The sequence below is a fragment of the Nonomuraea soli genome (assembly GCF_013761175.1).
Lineage (GTDB): Bacteria > Actinomycetota > Actinomycetes > Streptosporangiales > Streptosporangiaceae > Nonomuraea > Nonomuraea soli.
On record NZ_JACDUR010000006.1, the window covers coordinates 501,731 to 522,306 of the forward strand.

Consider the following 20,576-nt stretch of genomic DNA (forward strand, 5'->3'; position numbering starts at 1 on the left):
GACGCCGCCTCTGCCGCGCTACGCGCTTCTGTCCACGTAGGCCGCCAGCGCCTTCACCCGCTCGGCGTGCTGGTCGTGGCCGACGATGATCGGCGGCTCGTTGTACGGCATGGCGTCGCTGGAGCGGCGCAGCTTGATGTACTGCCCGCAGGCGTCGATCGCGTACGGCTCCATGTCGTCCTGCAGCGCCCCGATCACCGTGATGCCGTAGGTCTCGCCGATGCGCCTGAACAGCGCCACCGCCTCCCGGCGGTGCTCCTTGCCGAGGTTGCGGCCGAGCTCGTCGAGGACCAGGCACAGGTGCCCGCCGCCCGACGAGGCGATCGCCGCCGCGCACACCAGCTTGACCGCCTTCTCGTCCATGAGGGCGGTGTTGGCGCGCCGGTTGTACGGCACGAAGCCCTGGCCCTCGCCGCGCTTCCACTTCGGCGTGACCCGCCACTGCCATCGCTGCTCGGGATCGGCGGGCGCGGGCGGCACCGGGAACTCCAGAGTCGCGCCGTAGCCGCCGTAGGAGGTGTCGAGCTTCTCGAACTCCTCCGCCACCCGCACCAGCCTGGCCCTGATCGCCGCCGTCAGCGCCGCCCGGTGCACGGCCGTCGACTGCGCCGCCTCCTCCGCGCCCTTGGTCGCCGCGGCCAGGTCGCGCTGCCTGGTCGACAGCTGGGTCTCGATCTGGCGGCGCTGGTGCTTTTCGTACTCCTCCTGACCGCGCAGATAGGACGCCAGCACCCCGCAGACAGCGGCGAACGTCGCCTGCTCGCGCGAGGTGCGCCCGGCCCGCTCCGACATCAGGAACGCCAGCTCCTCCGGCACCTCGTCGTCGCCGCCGAACGTGTCGCGGAAGGCCTGGTCGAAGTGACGCTCGGCGATGCGCCACCACTCGTCGGAGGTGCGCGGGCGCTCCTCCTCCGGCAGCGCCGCGATCCACTCCCTGGCGCCCTCGACCGAGCCGTTCCAGTCGTGGACCAGCTCCTCCAGCTTCAGCCCCTCACGCTCCCTGGCCACCTGCGCGGCCAGGTCGCGGGCCTGGTCGCGCTCGCCCTCGTGACGGTGACGGCGACCCTCCAGGCGCTCGATCTCCATGTCGCGGGTGCGGGCGCGGAAGTCGAGCGTGCTCGTCTCCTGCTCGGCCGTCGCCACCTGGGGAACCAGCTCGTTGAGCGCCTCGGTCAGCTCGGCCAGCTTGGCACGCCGCTCGGCCAGCCTGCCCTCGAGCTCGGCCAGCCGTACCCCGGCCTTGGCGCCCTCCAGCCGCTGCTGGCCCTCGGCGACCGACTCCTCCGCCTGCCGTACGGCCTGCGCGGCCTCCTCCTGGGCGTCCTTGGCGCGATGGAGGCGGAGCTCGGCCGCCTTGATGCGCGCCTCCCGGCCGGTGGCCACACCGTCGAACGCCCCGACGACGCTCACCCCGGCCGAACTCACCAGGACGGAACCAGGCAACCCGGCCAGAGCCCTGGCCGCCCCTTCGAGATCGGAGGCGTCGACGATGACGGCATGCTCGGTCGGCCACCCGCGCAGCCCCTTGAGATCAAGCCCCACGGTGGTGTCGACCATGGCCGACTCTCGGGAGCCGTCGTCCGACTCGTGGGCGCCGGCACCAGCTGCGCTCGCGTCCCGGCCCACGCCACGGCCCACGTCCCGGCCCACGTCACGGCCCGCGACCGGCTCGCGGGCGTCGTCGCGGGCCTGCTCGGCCACGTCCAGCGCGTCGAGCAGCCCCGTCGCGGACAGCCCCGCCGCCACCAGGGCGTTGAGCTGAGCCGCCGCCGGACCACCCTCGGCGTCGTCGAGCGCGGCCTGCGCCGAGGCCACCTCGCGATCGGCGACCCCCAGCGCCTTCAACGCGTCGTTCAGCCGCCGCCGCGCCTCACCCAGCTCACGCTCGGCCGCCGGCACATCGCGCCCGTCGGCCAGCCGGCGCGTCTCCTCCAGCCCGGGGATCATGCCGCGCAGCTCGTCGGCGGAGTTCTCCGCCACCGCCCGGTCCGACTCCATCTTCGCCACGCGAGCCTGCGACGCCGCCAGCTCCCGGCGCGCGTCGACCAGCCTCCGGTCCATGGTGTCGTCCTTCAGCGTGGCGATCTCCGCCTTGACGAGGGCGATCGCCTCCACCGCGCGCGCCTCGGCAGCCCGATGCCCCTCCAGCTGCGCGGCCAGCTGCTCGTCACGGCCGGCCGCGTCGGCCAGCCGCCGCGTCTGGCGGCCACGCCAGCAACGCAACGCCTCCGCCAGCCGTACACGCGCCTGATCACGCCGGTCGAACGTCGCCACCAGCGCCCGCGACTCCGCCTCGAACTCCGCCAGCCGATCGCCCGCCTCCGCGGCCTTGACCCGCCTGGCATGCTCGTCGCGCCGGGCCTCGCGCTCCAGCTCCAGTTCCGAGTCGAGCCCGGTCAGCGCCGCGATCGCCTCGAAGACCCGCTCGGGGGAGATCTCGTTGAGCGGCTGCGACAGCAGGTTCGTGGCCACCTTGCTGCGCACCGACGTCGACAGGAACGACACGCAGCGCACGCGGTCGCCGTACAGGACCTTCGTCAGATCGCGCGCCACCACGTCCCGCCGCCCCGCCGACCGCGGCAACGACGCCCACAACTCGTCGGCCCGCGCCACCCGCTCCGCCTCGGAATGCGCCGCCGCCAGGTGCACCCCGTCCTTCCACCGGATCTCCAGGTGCGGAGCCTCCTGGTTGACCTTCAACCACACCGTCACCGCCTCGGCGGGCGGCTGCTCGAACAGCGTGTCGCCCCCGCCGCCAGGCCCGGTCTGCTGCGGCACCGCGCCGCCCTGCGGCGGAACCTCTTCAGCCTCGTAGGGCACCCGCTCAACCTGCTGGTGCGGAGTGTCGGCCTGCTGGGGCACCGCGTCGGCATCATGTGGCACCGCGTCGGCATCCTGGTGCGCCGGGACGGCCTCCTGCGGCGCCGGGACGCCGTGCTGCGGGTGGCCGAACACGCCCACGATGTAGCCGTGGTTCGCGCTCGCCCACTGCCTGCTGCCCGCGCCGCTGGCCAGCTCGGCGTTGAACAGCAGCTCCGACACCGCCTTCGCGCCCGACGCGAACCGCCACTGCTCGTCGCCCAGCAGCGCCGTGATCGACGCGATGAACGACGACTTGCCGGCGCCGTTGGAGTCCTTCGGCCCGGCCCCCGCGACCACGATGAGAGTGCCGGGCACGGTCGGGACGGGGTGCGTGGACAGGCGCGAGATGTTGACCGCCTGTACAGCGATCAGCACCCTGTCACCGACGATGTTCTCCGTCTGCGTCACCGCTTACCCCCGTTGCCTTTCCACCCGTCGCACCGGCGTGTCACGTCCGGCCAAGTCATCATCGTGCGGCCGCCAGTCGGCCAGGTCGTCGTAGCGCGGCTAGCGGTCGGCCAGGTCGTCGTCGTGCGGCCAGCGGTCGGCCACGCCGTCATCGTGCGGTCGCGCCCGCCCGCCGTCGTCTTGCTGGTCACCTGGTAGCTGGTCACCTGGCCGCCGACCGTCGCGCTCGTACGGCCGCGGCCAGCGGGGTCTGCGGTCCCGCGGCCAGGATCAGCTCCTCCTGAAGCCGCCGCCGCGCCGCCGGAGTGAGGCGATGGAACTGCGGGCCGGGCACGTAACCGCCCGCCTCCTCGCCGGACTTCACCGTCGCGAGCAGACCGGCATGACGCAGCGTGCGCAGGGCCGACTCCAGCTCGCCGATCGGGACCTGCGTGTGACGGCGCAGCTCCTCCGCCGGGGTGGGATGAGGCGAGAGCCAGGTGTCCTCCGGCAGCACGCCCTCGGCGCGCGGGATGGCCACCGAGTGCACGAGCACCAGCGTCAGGACCGCGCGCTCGCTCTCGCCCAGCGTGGTGGCGCTCCAGCGGTCGTCATAGCCGGTGGTCCAGCGTTCGCGGTGCGGGATGAGGACGCGGCCCCGGCGGGCGAGCATGTCGGAGAGCGCCTTGCGAAGCGCCGGGTCGCGCAGGGCGGCGAAGCGGGCTTCCTGGACGGGTTCCGCGGCGTTCTCGACGGCCATGAACGCGGCGACGAGCTCGGCCCGGCTCCGCTCGTCATAGGAGTCGAGGATGTCGTCGAAGGCCGCCGACTCGCCTCCTTCGACTCGACCGCCGAGGAAGGAGCCGGGCGGCAGTGGTGGCGGCTGGGCGGCACCGGCCTCCGCCGTACCTCGACTCGCCGACGCGGCGCCGGGCTCTGCTGTTCCTCGACTCGGGGAGGCGGCGCCGGGTGGGGGTGAAATGGGGGGTTCGGCTGCGTCGGTCGTCTCGGTGGCGGGCTTGGCGGCGACATGGGCGCCGGGCTCCGCCGTACCTCGACTCGCCGAGGCGGCGCCGGATGAGGGCGGGGGCACGTCGGTGGGCTCGGCCGGGGGCTCGGTGGTGGGCTCGGTGGCGATGGTTGGGGCGGCTCGCTCGGTGGCGACGGTGGGTTCGGTGGTGACGGCCGGCTGGGCCGTGAGTTCGACAGTGGGCGTGGTGTCGGTGGCGGGCTCGGTAATGCCAGTGGTGGGTTCCGTGGCGTTGGCGGCGGTCGTCGTTTCGACGGGGGCCGCGCTGGTGGAGTCCGTGGTGTCGGGTGCGGGTGGTGTCTCCGCAGGCGGGGAATATGGCAGGGCGCCGGCCAGTGGCTGGGGCTCCGGTAGGCGGCGGACGAGCTCCTTCAACTGCGCGTGGGCCTCCACCGGCCAGGTCGCGCACCGGGGTCCCAGCATGACCACCCCGTCCGTGAACACCACCCATGCCGAATCGTGCATCCGCCGCAGGGCGCCGATCGCCCAGTTGCGCATCAGGTCGTCGGAGCGGCCGATCAAGGCGCGGTAGGTGTCGAGCACGAGCTCGGCAGGTGCGGGAATGCCTGGCCACGGGTCGACGGACAGGTCGCTCCAGCAGCACTTGAGGCAGGCAGCCAGCACCCGCCGGGTCTCGCCCGAGCGCTCGACGGGCATGGCGGGAATCTGGTGCTCCTCCAGCACGGAGGGTGTCGCGCCGTCGGGCCACACGCTGAGGGCCAGGCCCGTGGAGTCGGTGTGCGACAGCCGTACGGTGCCGGCGGGGGCCGGGGCGCCGGCGGCGAGGCGGAGCGGGCCGCCGGAGCGGATCAGGACGTGCGCGTGGGTGACATCGGAGGAGACGGAGGCGGGAGGCGGGGCGGAAGGCGACGCGGAGACCGTGGCGGAGGGCGAGGCGGAAACCGAGGCGGGCGCGGGGGCCGAGGCCGAGGGGCGGCGGGTGGGCGGCTGGGGGGCGTCGGTGGTCATGCGTCCTCCCTCTCGAGGAACCCGTGCGACAACCACGTCGGCTCCCCCTCGGGCCGCACCGACAGGGTGTCGGTCCACACCAGCCGGTAGGGCAGCTCGGGCCGCAGGTCGATCGTGGTGAGGTCGGCGAGCAGCCGCCGGACCGACGGCCAGTCGGCGCCGATGACGTCGGCCAGCGCCACCTTCGGCGACGGCCCGAGGAGCGTCTCGGCCAGGGTGATGAGGCGTTCGTTGCCCGGTGGTTCGGCCAGGGACGAGGAGGGGCCGGGGTCGGGCAGGGCGGAGCGCGGGGGAGTGGGCTGGGCGGGTGCGGGGCGCGGGGCCTCGTCGACGGCGCGGGCGATGGCCGCTGGATCGTGCCAAGGCGCGGGGGCGTCGAACAGGAACCCGTCGAGCACTCCCGCGAGCGTGGAGCGGGAGGCGGTCTGGGCGAAGGTGCGCCAGGTCTCGGTGGGCAGCAACGTGAGGTTGCGGGTGGTGCCGGCGGAGTCGGCCAGGCGTCCGGCGGCGCGGCGGGAGGCGTCGCTGTAGGAGTAGATCGCGGCGCGAAGTTCGGTGCAGACGCGGTCGAGCGCGGGCCAGCGGGTGAGGATGGTGGCGTGGAGCCCCTGGGCGCGCTGGGCGATCTCTTCCGTGCCCCACAGCTTGGGCGCCTGTTCGCGCAGCTCCTCGATGGTGCCGGTGGTGAGCGTGATGAGCTCCAGGGCCCACAGCCGGAAGGCGCGGGTGAGGTTGGCGGCCGACTGCCGCGCTTCCTCCATGGTGGTGCGGGGGTCGGCGACGTTGAGGTCTTCGAGGGCCAGCAGCCGGTGCATCTCGGACTGGCCGCCGTCGTCCATCATGCGCCGGATGAACATGAGCCCGACGACGCTGGTGAAGGACGCGCGGTAGCGCAGCTGGTTGGGCTTGGGGAAGACCTCGCGGATGGCGCCGAGCGAGCGCAGCACGCGCAGGCGGTTCTCGAACTGGTCGGAGGGGTAGGCGCGGCACACGAAGCGCATCTGCTCGTGGGTCAGCCACTCCTCGCCGGCTTCGGCGAACGCCGCGAACAGGGTTTCCGCGATGTCGACCAGGGCGGGGTCGTCGACGACCGCGCCGCCGTCGCGGGCCAGCGCGGCGAACATGCGGCGATAGGTCGACAGGACCGCCTCGTCGGACAGGGCGGCGTCGAGGGTCAGGAGCTCCTCAGGCACGGGCTCTAAGGTACGGCCTGCGTCCGACAATCTCAGACGCCGTTGACCCGATAGGGAAAACATAGCGGCCTGCACTACAACTGACCGCTATCGTTTCCTCCGTTGTTTGGGGGATAAATCAGGATATTGACGGGGTGGGTGACGGATGGGGATCCGTGCGCTCCGCGGGGACAGAGCGACGGCCACGATCGCCGCCGTCGTCGTCGCGGGATTAGTGGTCGCCGCAGCGATCTTCGGTGTTGGCGTCTCCAGCGCCAACCCCAAGCTCGCCGACGTCGGCGCCTGGTTGTGGACGCAGCTGCGCGGCAAGGTCGTGCACGTCAACGGCCTGTCCGGTGAGGTCGACGGCTACATCGACCACAAGGCGGGCAAGCAGCTCAAGGTCGTCCAGGACGGCGGCAACGTGCTGCTCGTCGACGAGTCCACCGGGTTCGTCAGCCGCATCGAGCCCAGCCAGCTCGACGTCGCCCAGACCCGCAACTTCGGCGCGGCGGGCCTGCAGCTCGTGCTGTCAGGCCCGAGCGCCTACGCGGTCAACCCGGCGGGCACGGTCCAGCAGATCGACCCGCTGACGCTCAACTCCGTCGGCACGCCGGTCGCGCTGCCCGGCCCGCTGGGAGCCGCCCGCATCGACGGCGGCGGACGCCTGTGGGTGCCCGTCACCGCCAAGGGCGAGGCCGTACCGGTGAGCGCGGGCGTGGCCGAGCGCCCGGTCAAGGTCGGCGAGCCCGGCGAGGAGCTGTCGATCACGATCGCCGGCGGCCTGCCGGTGATCGTCAACACCCGCGCCGCGACGGCGGTCGTCATCGGCGCCGACGGCGGGGCGGGCGAGATCACCCTGCCCAAGGAGGTCGCCCAGGCGGCCAAGGGCGGCGTGCTGGCGCCCGCCACCACCGAGGGCAGCCTGGTGCCGCTCCTGTCGCCGGGACCCGACGGCCTGCTGGTCGTCATCGACACCATGTCGAACGCGGTGCTCACCACCAAGCTCCCCGCCAAGGACCCGCTGGAGCTGGGCGTGCCGCAGGTGCTCGGCAGCCGCGTCTACGTGCCCGACTCCAGCACCGGCGGGCTCATCGTGTGGGACAGCGCGGCCAAGGGCGCGCCCACCACGCTGCAGGTGGCCGACCAGCCGGGCCCGCTGGAGGTCTTCGTCAAGGACGGCCTGCTGTGGGCCAACGACCAGGGCGGCGACCGGGCGGTCGTGATCGACCCCGAAGGGCGCAAGCACGCGATCGACAAGGACGACACCGACGTCCCGGGGCCCACGAACACCCCCAAGCCGACGCCGACGCCCAAGCCGGAGCCGACGCGCGACAACCACGACCAGAACCCGACCGGCCGTCCCGACCCGACCAAGAAGGCCGACGACGACGAGGGCGAGCCGTCGAAGAAGCCCAAGAAGCCGACGCCCACGGCCACCCCCACCCCGACGGAGTCGCCGACCCCCACTCCCTCGCCCACCGAGTCGCCCACCCCGACGCAGAGCCCGTCACCGAGCCCCAGCCCCACGCCCACCCCGCCGGGCAAGCCCGGCTCCGTGAGCGCCAGGTCGGGACCGGGCAAAATCGACGTGAACTTCAGCCCGTCGACCGGCGGCAAGGTCACCAAGTACACGCTCAAGGGAGCGGGCGGCGACGTCACGCCCTCGTCCGTCGACGCGGACGGGCCGTTCCAGTTCGAGGTCAAGGGCGGCGACTGCGCCAAGGAGTACACCTTCGTCGTCGTCGCCCACTGGGAGGGCGGCGAGATCGAGTCCGACCCGAGCGCGGGCGCGCGCCCCTGTGTCGCGCCCGGCGCCCCGTCGGGCTTCAAGGCGACCGCGAAGAACCGGGGAGCGGACCTGAGCTGGTCGGCCCCGGCGAACGCGGGCAACGACGTGACCTACGTGTTGTCGGGGGCGGCGTCCAAGGAGCTGAAGGAGACCTCGTTCAGCGTCGGGGACCTGGCCAACAACAAGCAGTACGAGTTCAAGCTGAAGGCGAAGAACGAGGCGGGGGAGAGCCCGGAGGCGGCCTCGGCGACGGCCGACCTCACCTATCCGCGAAACGCGTACTCCAACGCCCACAACGACCAGACGAACTCGCTGATCAGGTGCAGCCCGTCGGGGTCGGGCGACTGCGGCAGCATCCCCAAGGGCACCTACCAGTCGATCACCGTCATCTGCCAGGCCAGGGGCAAGTCCGTGACCGAGGACCAATCCGGTGAGACCAGCGACATCTGGGACCGCATCGAGTGGAACGGCGGCACGGCGTACATCAGCGACACCCTGATGCGCACCCCCAGAGGCGGCTTCCCCGCCGCCCCGCTGTTCGAGTGCACCGACTAGGAGAGTCTTGTCCATCCAGTACGGCGAGCAGACCAGCCATGCCTACCAGCAGCAGGAGCTGGCGGCCCACTTCGCCCAGCGTTTCCAGCACCTGGCCCAGAACATCGAGCGTGTCATCCGCGGCAAGCGCGAGGCCGTCGAGCTCGCCCTGATCTGCCTGCTCGCCGAGGGTCACCTGCTCGTCGAGGACGTCCCCGGCACCGGCAAGACGACGCTGGCCAGGAGCCTGGCCGCCAGCGTGGACGCCCTCTACCGCCGCATCCAGTTCACTCCCGACCTGCTGCCCAGCGACATCACCGGCGTGTCGATCTTCAACCAGGCGCACCAGAGGTTCGAGTTCCACCAGGGCCCGGTCTTCGCCAACATTGTGCTCGGCGACGAGATCAACCGGGCCTCGCCCAAGACCCAGGCGGCGCTGCTGGAGGTCATGGAGGAGCGGCGGGTGACGGTCGACGCCGAGCCGCATGCCGTACCGCGGCCGTTCCTGGTGGTCGCGACGCAGAACCCGGTCGACATGGACGGCACCTATCCGCTGCCGGAGGCGCAGCTCGACCGGTTCCTGATGAAGATCTCCGTCGGCTACCCCGATCACCAGCACGAGGTCGAGGTGCTCAAGGGCATGCCGTCGGGCCCGCCCGTCGAGCAGTTGCCGGTGGTGGCCAGGGCGGCCGACGTGGCCGGGATGATCGACTTCGCGACCCGGATCTTCGTGGCCGACCCGGTCTACGACTACATCGTGGCGATCGTGGCCGCGACGCGGCACAGCCCGTACACCAAGCTCGGTGCGAGCCCGCGCGCCAGCCTGGCGCTGCTGCGGGCGGCCAGGGTGAAGGCGGCCGCGGCGGGACGCCACTTCGTCATCCCCGAGGACATCAAGGCCCTGGCGATCCCGGTGATCGCCCACCGCCTCCTGCTGACTGCTGACGCGGAGCTGAACGACCGCACGGCGCCTGATGTGCTGGGCGAGATCCTCGCCGGGGTGCCGGTGCCGCAGGCGGCCTAGGATGCTGACCCCGCTCGGCTGGGGCACCCTGGTCGCCTCCGCCCTCCTCTACACGCTGGCCGCGGCGCTCGGCTACCCCGAGCTGTCGGTCCTGGCCACCGGTGGTCTGCTCGCGCTGGCCGGGGCGCTGGTGTGGAGCGCGCCGAAGCCCCGGCTGGAGGTGCGCCGCGAGGTCACCCCGCTGAAGGTGCCGCGCGGCGAGGCGGCGGTGGCGGTGCTGCACGTGCGCAACGTGGGCAGGTTCGCGCTGAGCGGCCTGCGCGCCCACGACCGTTTCGGCGACGTCGAGCACGGCGTGGACCTGCCGCGGCTGCCGCGCAACACGCCCAAGGTGATCACCTATCCGCTGCCCACCGACCGGCGCGGCGAGATCCCCGTCGGGCCGCTGCGCCTGGTGCGCGCCGACCCGTTCGGGCTGACCAGGCGGGTGCGTGAGTACGGCGCCGCGGCCACGCTCCTGGTGCGCCCCCGCACGGTGGCCCTGCCCGTGGCCCCCTCGGGCCGGGCCCACCACCTGGAGGGCCCGACCAGCGACAACGCCCCGGCGGGCACGGTCACCTTCCACACGCTGCGCGAGTACGTCGTCGGCGACGACCTGCGGCACATCCACTGGCGGTCGAGCGCCCGCACCGGCACCCTGATGGTCCGCCAGCTCATCGACGCCAGCCTGCCCACGACCACCGTCGTGCTCGACACCCGCTCCCTGCGGGAGACGGCGGTCGACGTGGCCGCCTCGGTCGCGCTGGCGGCGGCCCGCGCGGGTTTCCCCGTGCGCCTGCTCACGGGCGAGGGGCCGCTCGCCGAGACCAAGGCAGACGCCGACCTGGTGCTGGACCGGCTCGCGCTGGTGACGGCGGGGGACAAGGCCGTGGCCGAGACCGTACGGCTGGCGCGCGGCGGCGGCTCGCTGGTTCTCGTCACCGCCGACCCGGCCGAGGCCGGGCGCCTGGCCGGGGTGCGCCGCCGTTTCGACCGGGTGATCTGCGTCCACCTCGGCGCGGAGCGCGTGAGCGCGCCCGGTGTGACGACGATGCCGCTGACCTCCCTGGAGGAGCTGCCCGGCCTGTGGAGGCAGCGATGAGGACACCGCTGGGCCTGCTGGTCGTCGCCCTGCTGTCGGCGGCGGCGGGATGGGCCTTCCACCGGGTCTTCCCCGCCCCCGACCTGCTCCTGGTGGTCGCCCCTGCCGCCGTGGTCCCGCCGCTCCTGGCCCTGCTGCTCCGGGCCCGGCCGCTGTGGTTGTCGCTGCTCGGCGGCGTGGTCCTGTGGTTCGCCGCGACGGTTCCGCTCTATCGCGGCCTGCCGCTCGGCCTGCCCGCCGATCTGGCCGACTCCTGGCAGGCGCTGCTGACCACGCTGCTGCCCGCCCAGCCGGAGCCCCGGCTGCTCGTCCTGGTGCACACCCTGGTCTGGATCGCCTCCACGGTCGCGGCCGAGACTCTCGTCCGCACCCGCGCCAGGCTCGCCCCGGCCGTGCCCGCGATCGTCGTGTACGGCGTCGCGGTGCTGCTGGGCGTGGACGGCGAGGGCGAGAACCTGACGACGGGCGCGGCCGTGCTGGTGCTCTGCGCCCTGCTGGCGACGGTGCGCGACGAGCGCCCGGTGAGCTGGCTGCTGGCCCTGATCCCGGTGATCGCGCTGGCCGCCTACGCGACCGGGCCGCTGCTGCCCATCGCCGCCGAGCCGTACAACCCCAGGCAGCACGCCGAGCTGCCGCCGCCGAAGCGGGTCGACGGCGTCAGCCCGCTCGACCGGGTCTCGGCCTGGCTGCAGGTGCCCACGAGGCCGCTGTTCACCGTCAAGGCCGACCGGCCGCAGAACTGGCGCCTGGCGGTGCTCGACAGGTACGACGGCGTGCGCTGGACCTCGGGCGCCCGTTTCCAGCCGACCGGCGGCCGGGTGCCGCAGGGCGAATGGGGCGGCGCGGCCGAAATCGTGCGCCAGGAGATCGTCTTCGACGGCCTGCCCGGCGCCTGGCTGCCCGCCGCGGAGCGCCCCAGCGAGGTCGAGGGGGTGCCCGGCCTGATCGTGGACCCTGACAGCGGCGCCCTGCTGGCCTCGGAGCAGCCCGCCAGGGGCTTCACGTATCGCGTCACCTCGCGCCTGGCCAAGCCGGGCAGGCAGGACCTGCTCGACGCCAGGCCCGCCGCCGAGCCCGAGCTGCTGCTGTTCCCGCCGGGGCCGCAGGAGCAGCTCTTCCGCCGTCTGGCCCAGCGTGCCACCGAAGGCGCCGACGCGCCCATCAAGCAGGCCTACCGGCTGCAGAAGTACCTCAGGGAGAACGCCAAGAACGATCTGACGGCGCCGCCGGGACACTCGCTCAAGGGCCTGGAGTTCTTCCTGGAGACCACCCACCGCGGCACCTCCGAGCAGTTCGCCTCGGTGTTCGCGCTGATGGCCAGGACGCTGGGGCTGCCCTCGCGGGTGGTGGTCGGCTTCCGCCCCGGCGCGGAGCGCGACGGCAGGTACCACGTGATGTCGGGAGACGTCGTCGCCTGGGCGGAGATCAAGTTCGAGGGCCTGGGCTGGCGCCCGTTCTACCCGACGCCCGGCAAGAGCGGCGCCAAGGACGACCACGACGTGGTCTCCCAGGCGATCGAGGAGAGCCAGCAGCTGGAGGGCGAGTTCACTCAGGGCACGACGGACAAACCCCAGCAGAGCAAGGGCGGCGCCGACAGCACCGAGAGCACGCCCGGAGACGGCGGCCCGTGGTGGGTGCCGATCCCGGTCGCCCTGGCGGCGCTCTACGGGCTGGTCGCGCTGATGCTGCCCTGGTGGCGCAGGCGGCGGCGCAGGGCCGCCGCCGACGCCGGGGGCAGGGTGCTCGGCGCCTGGCAGCAGACCTGCGACGACCTGGGCGTACGGCGGCAGCGCGCGCTCACGGCGGAGGAGGTCGTCGCCCGGCAGCCCGACCAGGTCGTGCGCCACCTCAAGCCGCTGGCGGACCTGTCGAACGTGGCGCGCTACGCCCCCGGCGACATGGCGGGGGCGGCGGCCGACGAGGCCTGGCGTCACAGTGACGCGGTCCGCCGTGCCGTACGCGGGAGCACCCCGCTCAAGGCCCGGCTGAAACGTCGGTTGCTCCTGAAATGATGGCCGCGTGAGACAACGGACGGCAGCGCAGCTCCTGCATCGCCCCGAAGGCCTGGGCGCCGGCGAGATCGTGCGCCACCTGCTGGCCGTCCAGGCGCAGGACCTCCCCTCCGCCCTCCTGGCCTTCCGCGCCCGCTCGGCCACGGTGACGGTCGCCGACGTCGAGCGGGCGGTGGAGCGCCGCGAGATCGTGCGCGCCTGGGGCCCGCGCGGCACCCTCCACTACATCCACCACGACGACCTGCCCTGGCTGCTGTCCCTGTCGACGACCCGCCGCGCCTCCACGATGCGGCGGCTGGGGCAGGAGGGCGTCACCGGCGACGACCTGCTGCCGCTCATCGAGCGCGCGCTCGAAGGCCAGGGCCCGCTGACCAAGGCCGAGCTGGAGACGCGGCTCGGCGGGCGCGCCACCGGCCAGGGGATCGTGCACCTCGTGGGCCTGGCCGCCTCCTACGGCCTGGCCGTGCACGGGCCGCCGCGCGACGGCAAGCCCACCTATGTGCACACCGCCGACTGGCTGGGCGCGCCGATCGTGTTCGAAGCCGACCGCGACCGCGCGCTGGCCGAGCTGGGCGTGCGCTACCGCCGCGCCCACGTGCCCGCCGAGCCGCACGACCTGGCGGCCTGGGCGGGCCTGCCGCTGGGGCAGGCACGCAAGGCGTGGCCGCCCTCCGGCGAGCCGGTGGACGGGCCCGAGGTTCCCGTACGGCTCGCGCCCGCCTTCGACGAATACCTGATGGGCTGGCGCGACCGCGACAGCATCCTGGCCCCGCAGCACGTCAAGCGGGTCTTCCCCGGGGGCGGCATGCTCCGCGCGGTGATCCTCGTCGGCGGCGTCATCCAGGGCACCTGGACCAGGTCCGGCGAGGTCGACGCCTTCACCGGGCTGCCGCCACTCGACGACGAGCTGGCCGACGTGCGCCGCTTCCTCACAGGAAGCGCAGCATCCGCTCCTTGAGCCGGCCCACGGGCGGGTAGGCGAGGCGCCAGGTGTCGGGGCTGAGCGGCTTGTCGAGCACGGCCTTGGCATGGGTGAAGGTGTCGATCGAGTACTTCCCGTGGTAGGCGCCCTGCCCGCTGGTGCCGACCCCGCCGAACGGCAGCCCGGGCACGGCCAGGTGCGCGGCGGGCAGGCCGAAGCCCACCGCGCCCGACGAGGTCTCGGCCAGCAGCCTTCTGCGCGACTGCTCGGAGGCGGTGAAGGCGTACAACGACAGCGGCTTGTCGCGCTCGTTGACGAACGTGATGGCCGAGCTCAGGTCGGGCACCGCGATGATCGGCAGCACCGGCCCGAAGATCTCCTCCCGCATGACGGGGGCGCCGGGATCGACCTCGGCCAGCACGGTCGGCGCGATGTAGCGGTTCCCTCTGTCGGCCTGGCCTCCGGTGACCACGCGGCCGTCGCGCAGGAAGGCGGCGACGCGGTCGAAGTGGCGCTCGCTGACGATCCTGCCGTAGTCGGGGCTGGTGGCCGGGTCGGGGCCGTACATCTCCCTGATGGCGTTCGCCAGGTGGGATTCCAGCTCGGTGGCGCTCTGGCCGACGGCCAGCAGGTAGTCGGGCGCGACGCAGGTCTGGCCGGCGTTGAGGAACTTGCCCCACACGATGCGGCGGGCCGTGACGGCCAGGTCGACGCCGGGCTCCACGATGCACGGGTTCTTGCCGCCCAGCTCCAGCGTGACCGGCGTCAGGTGGCGGGCGGCGGCCGTCATCACGATCACGCCGACGGGCGCGCTCCCGGTGAAGAAGATGTGGTCGAAGCGCTGCTCCAGCAGCGCCGTGGTCTCCGGCACGCCGCCCTTGACGACCTTGACCGCCTCCGGGTCCAGATACTTCGGCAGCAGGCGGGCCAGCGCCGCCGCGGTCCGCTCCGACAGCTCGCTCGGCTTGACGATCGCGCAGTTGCCGCCCGCCAGCGCGCCGACCAGCGGCGCGAGCGTCAGCTGGACCGGATAGTTCCACGCGCCGATGATCAGCGTCACGCCCAGCGGCTCGCGGACCACGCGTGCCTTGGCCGGCAGCATGAAGGCCGGCACCTTGGAGCGCTCGGGCCGCAGCCAGGTGTTGAGGTTCCTGAGCGCGTGGTCGATCTCGTTGGCGACGAAGCCGGTCTCGGTCGTGGCGACCTCGGCGGGGCTCTTGCCCAGGTCGGCCCCGAGCGCGCGCTCCAGCACCGCCGATTCCTGCTTGAGCAGCCGGTTCAGCGCCCTGAGCTGCTCCACGCGCCAGGTCACCGGCTTGGTGCGCCCGCGGTTGAAGGTGGTGCGCAGATCGGCGACCAGCACGTCGGCATTCACGACCAAGCCGTACCCGATGTCACGAAACGGGCGGCTCCGGATATGAGATCTTGGTGGGGTCTTGGGAAGGAATTGACGATACCGATGACCGCCAGGCGGGGGCCGGTCGCGGCCGGGCTGATGCTGTCCATGGCGCTGGCCGCCATCGACGGCACGATCGTGGCCACCGCGGTGCCGTCGATCGTGCGCGACCTCGGCCAGTTCTCCCTGTTCCCGTGGGTCATCGCCGGCTACATGCTCGCCCAGGCCGTCTGCACGCCGATCTACGGCAGGCTCGCCGACCAGTTCGGCCGCAAGCCCATGATCGCCACCGGGATGGTCATCTTCCTCGTCGGCTCGCTGCTCGCCGGCCTGGCCTGGAGCATGCCCGTCCTGATCGTCGCCCGGGTGGTCCAGGGCGTGGGCGCCGGAGCCATCCAGTCGATCGTCCAGACGATCGCCGCCGACCTCTACCCCCTGGAGGAGCGCGGCAAGATCAGCGGCCTGCTCTCCTCCGTCTGGGGGGTCAGCGCCCTCGTCGGCCCCGCCGTCGGCGGCCTGCTGGCCGAGCTGGCCTCGTGGCGCTGGATCTTCCTGGCCAACCTGCCCGTCGGCGCCGCCGCCATCGCCGCGATCGTCGTCTTCCTCACCGAGGACGTCGAACGCCGCCCCGCCCGCATCGACGTTCCCGGAGCCCTCCTGCTGGCCGCCGGCGTGGTCGCGCTCATGCTCGGGCTGCAGGAGAGCGCCTGGTGGCTGGTCGCGGCGGGCGTGGCCGTCCTGGCCGGGTTCGGCTGGTGGGAACGGCGCGCGAAGGAACCGATCATCCCGCCCTGGGTCTGGCGCGACAGGGTCCTGCTCGGCTCCTTCCTCGGCAGCGCCGTCGTCGGCATGGTGCTCGTCGGGCCCAGCGTCTACCTGCCCACCTTCGCGCAGGGCGTGCTCGGCGCGGGCGTCATCGCCGCCGGTTTCGCCCTGGCCGTGCAGTCGATCGGCTGGCCGATCTCAGTGGCGCTGTCGAGCAGGCTCTACATGCGCATCGGCTTCCGCGACACCGCCCTGTGCGGGCTGGTGCTGATCCTGGTCTCCGCGGTCATGTTCGTCTTCATGCGGCCCAGCGTGCTCTACGCCGGCGTGTGCTCCTTCGTCAACGGCGCGGGGCTCGGCCTGCTGTCGGTCTCCATGCTGCTCGGCGCGCAGAACACGGTCGGCTGGGAACGGCGCGGCGTCGTCACCGGCAGCGTGATCTTCTTCCGCATCGGTGGCGGCGCGCTCGGCACCGCCGTCCTGGCGGGCGTCGCCAACTCCACCCTGGCCGGCCACGGCTCGGTCGACGAGGCCGCCCGCGCCCTGCAGCGCGGCGGCGAGGGCTTGGAGCAGGTACGGCAGGCGCTGGCCGAGGCGGTGCACAACGTCTTCGTGGGCATGCTCGTGATCGTGCTGAGCGGGGTGATGGCGGTGCTCATCCTGCCCAGGCGGGTGCCCGGGCGGTGAGGCGTCACTGCGGGATGGCGCCCCTGATGCAGGCGGGCCTGGACCAGGCGACCTTGCTCTCCTCGGAGATCTGCAGCGCCACGCCCACCTGGAAGCAGTAGCCCACGTCCTTCGTCAGGCCCGACACCCTGGTGCTCGTGGCGCCCTGCTCCAGCGCGGTCAGCGCCGGGCCGTTCTCGGCGGGGGCACGCTGCACCACCACGGGATAGCCGCGGGCGTTGGCCGGCAGCGTCCACCTGAGCTGGACGGTCACGCCGTTGTCGGCGGCGACCGTCACCCGGCGGGGGCGCAGCGCGTCGAGGGCCCTGGCGTCGACCGTGGGGTCCGGCTTCGCGGTCGCGGCCGGGGTGGTGGGGGCGGTCAGGTGCTCCTTGGGCGGCGTCCGGGGGTCGCGGGTGAGGAGGAAGGCCACGGCGGCGCCGCCGACGACCGTCACGGTGAGGGTGGCGCCGATGATCACCTTCAGCCTGGATCCGGGGCCGCTCGGAGTGCCGGCGGCGGCTCTGCTGAGCGCGGAACGCGGAGGGACGGCCGGAGGGACGGCCGGGGGGACGGGGGCGTGGGGCTGGGGAGCGCGGATGGGGTCGAGGACCGGAACGGGGGTGGGGTCCTGGGCCGCCGGGCTCACGGGGACAGGGGAGGACGCGGGCGCCGCGGGGACAGGGGAGGACGCGGGCGCCGCGGGGACGGCCGGGCTCGACGGGCCGCGTGCCTGGGAGGCTTCGGGGGACCACGCCGAGGCCGCTCCGAAGGAACGCGGCGGCGCGCCCGGACCGGGCCCGCGCACCGGTTCCGGTGACGGGGCCGGAGCGGCGGGACGGGGCACGGTGGCGCTGCCAGGCATCGGCTCGGACCCGATGAGGTCCGTCACCGGCAGCCCCAGCTCCGCCTGGACCTCCTGCAGCCGCCGCGCGAACGCGCGTGCCGTGCCGTACCTCTCGTGCGGCTTCTTGGCCATGGCCCGCACCACCGCCTGAACGGCCGCCGAGGGCACGTCGGCCCTGGCGATCGGCGGCGGCTCGTTGCTGAGCACCCTGAACATCAGCGGCGCGATCGACCCGTCCGTCGGGTTGTGGAAGGCGGGCTGCCCGGCGAGCAGGTGGTAGAGGGTCGAGCCGAGGGAGTACAGGTCGGTGGAGGCGGTGTGCGGCTGCCCGCTGAGCACCTCGGGCGCGGCGTGCAGGGGGGTGAAGGCGTTGCCCGAGGCGGTGACCTCGGAGGAGTCGACGACCCTGGCGACGCCGAAGTCGGCGATCGCCGGCTCGCCGTAGCGGGAGATGAGGATGTTCTGCGGCTTGATGTCGCCGTGCAGCACGCCCGCCTCGTGCACGGCCGCCAGTGCCCCGGCCAGCTTCACCCCGGCCCGCAGCACGTCGGCGACCGGTAACGCGCCCTCGCGTGAGACCCGGTCGCGCAGGGAGCCGTTCTCGAAGTAGTCCATGGCGATGTACGGCTTGCCCGAGCGTGTCATGCCGGTGTCGAAGACCGTGACGACGTTCGGGTGGCCGGTCAGCCGGCCCGTGAGCTGCAGCTCCCGCTGGAACCTGCGCATGGTGCGCTGGTCGACCCGGTCGACCGACAACACTTTGAGTGCGACGACCCGGTCGAGGCTCTCCTGGTAGGCCCGGTAGACGACGGCGAATCCGCCGCGCCCGGCCTCGTCGAGCACCCGGTATCCGGGCGCGTGGTCGACTGGCTGCACTCGATGTCCCCCCGTGCTCCCCCTGCCCTGCGTGATTTTAGTGGGAATCGAGGGGGCATAGGTGTTTTTGTGATCTGAACAGCGGTTATTCGGGGGGATAACTCATGCGCAAGACGTTCGTGCTGTCACTGGCCGCCGCCGGGCTCCTGTCCGTGGCGTGCTCGGCCGAGCAGCAGCAGGGGATCGAGGCCAGGGCCAGCCAGGGGGCCAGCGCTCTGCCGTCGGTGTTCGACAGCGCCAACGCCCGAGCCTCGGAACTGATGTCGCAGGGCGCCGACGTGGCCGCCTCCGCGTCGGCCCGCGCCTCCGAGCTGCGCGCGTCGGCCGAGGCCAAGGCGTCGGAGCTGCGTGACCAGGCCAGCGCCGCCGCCTCCGACCTGGCCTCCGCCGCGGCCTCGGCCAGCGGAGCGGCCGGCCAGGCGATCGAGGACCTGAAGATCAAGCTCACCGAGAACCGCGACCAGGCCCAGCAGGAGCTGGAGCGCCTGCGCCAGGCGGGCGTCTACGACCCGAACAAGGTGGAGTACTCCGACGACCCGGTCACCGCGCTCAAGCAGGTCAAGGAGCGGCTGGAGCAGGGCCTGGTCGACCTTCAGGGCAACCTCACCGAGAAGGGACGCCAAGAGCTGGGAGGATCATGAGCCAGCCGCCCGCCGCCACGGAGGCGGTCGAGACCAGCAGGAAGAAGAAGACGTAGAAGCCGCCCGGCAGGAACGTCAGCCGGGCCAGCTGGTCGGCGTCGGAGTCGGGCGCCTGCCTGCGGCGGCGTTTGCGTTGCAGCTCGACGATCGGCCGCACCCCGCCGAACAGCAGGAACCACACGGCCAGGTGCGCCGCGAACTGCTGGCCGTTGTCGGGGAGGTAGGTCGCCAGGGCGAAGACCGCGCCCCCGGTCACCAGCAGGATCAGCCCGCCGTACAGGTTCCTGATCAGCAGCAGCATGCAGAACAGGAACAGCAGGATCGCCCAGAACAGCAGGGTGATCCTGCCGTCGGCGACCAGCCAGGCGGCGGCCAGGCCCAGCAGCGACGGCGCGATGTAGCCGGCCAGGGCGGTCAGGACCATGCCGGGGCCGTTGGGCCTGCCCCTGGTCAGGGTGACGCCCGAGGTGTCGGAGTGCAGCCTGATGCCCTGCAGCTTGCGCCGCGTCAGCAGGGCCGCGAGGGCGTGACCGCCCTCGTGCGCGATCGTGATCAGCCCGCGCGACAGCGGCCAGGTGATGCGCAGGCCGACGATCAGCAGCGCGGCCAGGGCCGCGACGAGCCCGACCCAGGCGGCGGGCGGGTCTTGTGTCGCGGTGAGGTGGCCCCAGAGCTCGTCCATCGAGAAATGACCTTATCCCGGTAAAGTCCGTGTCGTGGCCCTAGAACATGATTCTGATGTGCCGGCCTGGTGGCGTTCGCTCGGCCTGCCGGGACTGATCGACCTGCACACCCATTTCCTCCCCGAGCGGATGGAACGCCGCGTCTGGCATCACTTCCACCATGGCGGACCGCTCATGGGAAACGGCTGGAAGGTGACATACCAGTGGCCGGTCGAGGAGCGGGTCGAGCTGCTGCGCTCGATGGGGGTGCGCCACTTCACCGCCCTGCCGTACGCCCACAGGCCCGGCATGGCCGCCGACCTCAACGCCTGGAGCCTCGCCTTCGCCCGTGAGTTGCCGGAATGCCTGCCGTCGGCGACGTTCTACCCCGAGCCCGGCGTGTTGTCCTACGTACGGCAGGCACTCGACGACGGGGCGCGCGTCTGGAAGATCCACCTCCAGGTGGGCGCCTTCGACCCGGCCCTGCCCGAACTCGACCCCGTCTGGGGACTGCTGTCCGACCTCGGCCATCCGGTCGTCGTGCACGCCAGCTCGGTGCCGGTGCCGGGGGGATACGTCGGCATCTCGCCCATCGCCGCCGTCCTCGAACAACACCCCCGCCTGCGCGTGGTCATCGCCCACCTCGGCATGCCCGAGTACGCCGACTTCTTCGACCTCGCCGGACGCTACGAGCGGGCCGCCCTCGACACGACCATGGCCTTCACCGACTTCGCCCAGCTCGGCATGCCCTTCCCCGCCGCGCTCCGCCCGCGCCTGCTTGAGCTCGGACTGGCGGGGAAGGTGGTGCTCGGCAGCGACTTCCCGAACATCCCCCATCCGTATGCCCACCAGTTGCACGCCCTTGACCGGCTCGACCTCGGCGAGGCTTGGGTGAGGGCCGTGTGCTGGGACAATGGTGCGGACATGATCTGATAGGA

The 20,576-nt window shown here is 72.7% G+C and carries 15 protein-coding genes; 9 read left to right on the forward strand and 6 right to left on the reverse strand.

Annotated features, from left to right (window positions below; genetic code table 11):
- Positions 1-18: 18 nt before the first annotated feature.
- Positions 19-3,270, reverse strand: a complete 3,252-nt coding sequence (locus HNR30_RS30480) for a coiled-coil domain-containing protein (RefSeq protein ID WP_181613497.1) — start codon at positions 3,268-3,270, stop codon at positions 19-21.
- Positions 3,271-3,333: 63 nt separating this feature from the next.
- Between HNR30_RS30480 and HNR30_RS49520 the strand changes: the two genes are divergently transcribed.
- A complete protein-coding gene (locus tag HNR30_RS49520) occupies positions 3,334-3,468 on the forward strand; it encodes a hypothetical protein (RefSeq protein ID WP_281389846.1) in 135 nt (44 codons plus the stop codon).
- A 4-nt stretch (positions 3,469-3,472) separates the two neighbouring features.
- Here HNR30_RS49520 and HNR30_RS49525 read toward each other — a convergent pair whose 3' ends face one another.
- Both HNR30_RS49525 and HNR30_RS30495 read right to left on the reverse strand, forming a co-directional pair.
- The gene (locus HNR30_RS49525) at positions 3,473-5,248 is read right to left on the reverse strand and encodes a hypothetical protein (RefSeq protein WP_281389847.1); all 1,776 of its coding nucleotides are present in this window, start codon (positions 5,246-5,248) and stop codon (positions 3,473-3,475) included.
- The gene (locus HNR30_RS30495) at positions 5,245-6,441 is read right to left on the reverse strand and encodes a hypothetical protein (RefSeq protein ID WP_181613498.1); all 1,197 of its coding nucleotides are present in this window, start codon (positions 6,439-6,441) and stop codon (positions 5,245-5,247) included. The genes HNR30_RS49525 and HNR30_RS30495 overlap by 4 nt, the downstream gene beginning before the upstream one ends.
- Before the next feature lie 145 nt (positions 6,442-6,586).
- Between HNR30_RS30495 and HNR30_RS30500 the strand changes: the two genes are divergently transcribed.
- Genes HNR30_RS30500 through HNR30_RS30520 form a run of 5 tightly spaced genes read left to right on the forward strand, consistent with a single transcriptional unit; the run spans position 6,587 to position 13,821 of the window.
- The gene (locus HNR30_RS30500; RefSeq protein ID WP_181613499.1) at positions 6,587-8,767 is read left to right on the forward strand and encodes a fibronectin type III domain-containing protein; all 2,181 of its coding nucleotides are present in this window, start codon (positions 6,587-6,589) and stop codon (positions 8,765-8,767) included.
- A gap of 7 nt (positions 8,768-8,774) precedes the next feature.
- A complete protein-coding gene (locus HNR30_RS30505; protein ID WP_220134154.1) occupies positions 8,775-9,770 on the forward strand; it encodes an AAA family ATPase in 996 nt (331 codons plus the stop codon).
- 1 nt (position 9,771) lies between these two features.
- Positions 9,772-10,851 (forward strand): DUF58 domain-containing protein, encoded by a 1,080-nt coding sequence (locus tag HNR30_RS30510; RefSeq protein WP_181613500.1) that lies wholly within the window; start codon positions 9,772-9,774, stop codon positions 10,849-10,851.
- The gene (locus HNR30_RS30515) at positions 10,848-12,863 is read left to right on the forward strand and encodes a transglutaminase TgpA family protein (protein WP_181613501.1); all 2,016 of its coding nucleotides are present in this window, start codon (positions 10,848-10,850) and stop codon (positions 12,861-12,863) included. Before HNR30_RS30510 ends, HNR30_RS30515 begins: the two co-directional genes overlap by 4 nt.
- Before the next feature lie 7 nt (positions 12,864-12,870).
- Positions 12,871-13,821, forward strand: coding sequence for a winged helix DNA-binding domain-containing protein (locus HNR30_RS30520; protein ID WP_181613502.1), 951 nt, complete (start codon positions 12,871-12,873; stop codon positions 13,819-13,821).
- On the opposite strand, the gene HNR30_RS30525 is transcribed toward HNR30_RS30520, so the two are convergent.
- Complete coding sequence (locus HNR30_RS30525; protein WP_220134155.1) at positions 13,793-15,166, reverse strand: aldehyde dehydrogenase family protein; 1,374 nt, start codon at positions 15,164-15,166, stop codon at positions 13,793-13,795. The genes HNR30_RS30520 and HNR30_RS30525 overlap by 29 nt on opposite strands.
- A 78-nt stretch (positions 15,167-15,244) precedes the next feature.
- Between HNR30_RS30525 and HNR30_RS30530 the strand changes: the two genes are divergently transcribed.
- Positions 15,245-16,633 carry an MFS transporter gene (locus HNR30_RS30530; RefSeq protein ID WP_220134156.1) on the forward strand — a complete coding sequence of 463 codons (1,389 nt, stop codon included), beginning with the start codon at positions 15,245-15,247 and terminating at the stop codon, positions 16,631-16,633.
- 4 nt (positions 16,634-16,637) lie between these two features.
- On the opposite strand, the gene HNR30_RS30535 is transcribed toward HNR30_RS30530, so the two are convergent.
- Positions 16,638-18,335 carry a serine/threonine-protein kinase gene (locus tag HNR30_RS30535; RefSeq protein ID WP_181613504.1) on the reverse strand — a complete coding sequence of 566 codons (1,698 nt, stop codon included), beginning with the start codon at positions 18,333-18,335 and terminating at the stop codon, positions 16,638-16,640.
- A 104-nt stretch (positions 18,336-18,439) separates the two neighbouring features.
- On the opposite strand from HNR30_RS30535, the gene HNR30_RS30540 reads away from it, so the two are divergent.
- Positions 18,440-18,976 carry a hypothetical protein gene (locus tag HNR30_RS30540; RefSeq protein ID WP_181613505.1) on the forward strand — a complete coding sequence of 179 codons (537 nt, stop codon included), beginning with the start codon at positions 18,440-18,442 and terminating at the stop codon, positions 18,974-18,976.
- On the opposite strand, the gene HNR30_RS30545 is transcribed toward HNR30_RS30540, so the two are convergent.
- A complete protein-coding gene (locus HNR30_RS30545) occupies positions 18,939-19,658 on the reverse strand; it encodes a M50 family metallopeptidase (RefSeq protein ID WP_181613506.1) in 720 nt (239 codons plus the stop codon). The genes HNR30_RS30540 and HNR30_RS30545 overlap by 38 nt on opposite strands.
- Positions 19,659-19,716: 58 nt before the next feature.
- Between HNR30_RS30545 and HNR30_RS30550 the strand changes: the two genes are divergently transcribed.
- On the forward strand, positions 19,717-20,571 hold the full coding sequence (locus tag HNR30_RS30550; protein WP_312894746.1) for an amidohydrolase family protein: 855 nt from the start codon (positions 19,717-19,719) through the stop codon (positions 20,569-20,571).
- Positions 20,572-20,576 lie beyond the last annotated feature (5 nt).

Bases quoted from the DNA above. Each gene is read 5' to 3' on its own strand.
- HNR30_RS49525 (WP_281389847.1), bottom strand. From the start codon at position 5,248: ATGACCACCGACGCCCCCCAGCCGCCCACCCGCCGCCCCTCGGCCTCG.
- HNR30_RS30500 (WP_181613499.1), top strand. From the start codon at position 6,587: ATGGGGATCCGTGCGCTCCGCGGGGACAGAGCGACGGCCACGATCGCC.
- HNR30_RS30510 (WP_181613500.1), top strand. From the start codon at position 9,772: ATGCTGACCCCGCTCGGCTGGGGCACCCTGGTCGCCTCCGCCCTCCTC.
- HNR30_RS30515 (WP_181613501.1), top strand. From the start codon at position 10,848: ATGAGGACACCGCTGGGCCTGCTGGTCGTCGCCCTGCTGTCGGCGGCG.
- HNR30_RS30530 (WP_220134156.1), top strand. From the start codon at position 15,245: ATGACCGCCAGGCGGGGGCCGGTCGCGGCCGGGCTGATGCTGTCCATG.
- HNR30_RS30540 (WP_181613505.1), top strand. From the start codon at position 18,440: ATGCGCAAGACGTTCGTGCTGTCACTGGCCGCCGCCGGGCTCCTGTCC.
- HNR30_RS30545 (WP_181613506.1), bottom strand. From the start codon at position 19,658: ATGGACGAGCTCTGGGGCCACCTCACCGCGACACAAGACCCGCCCGCC.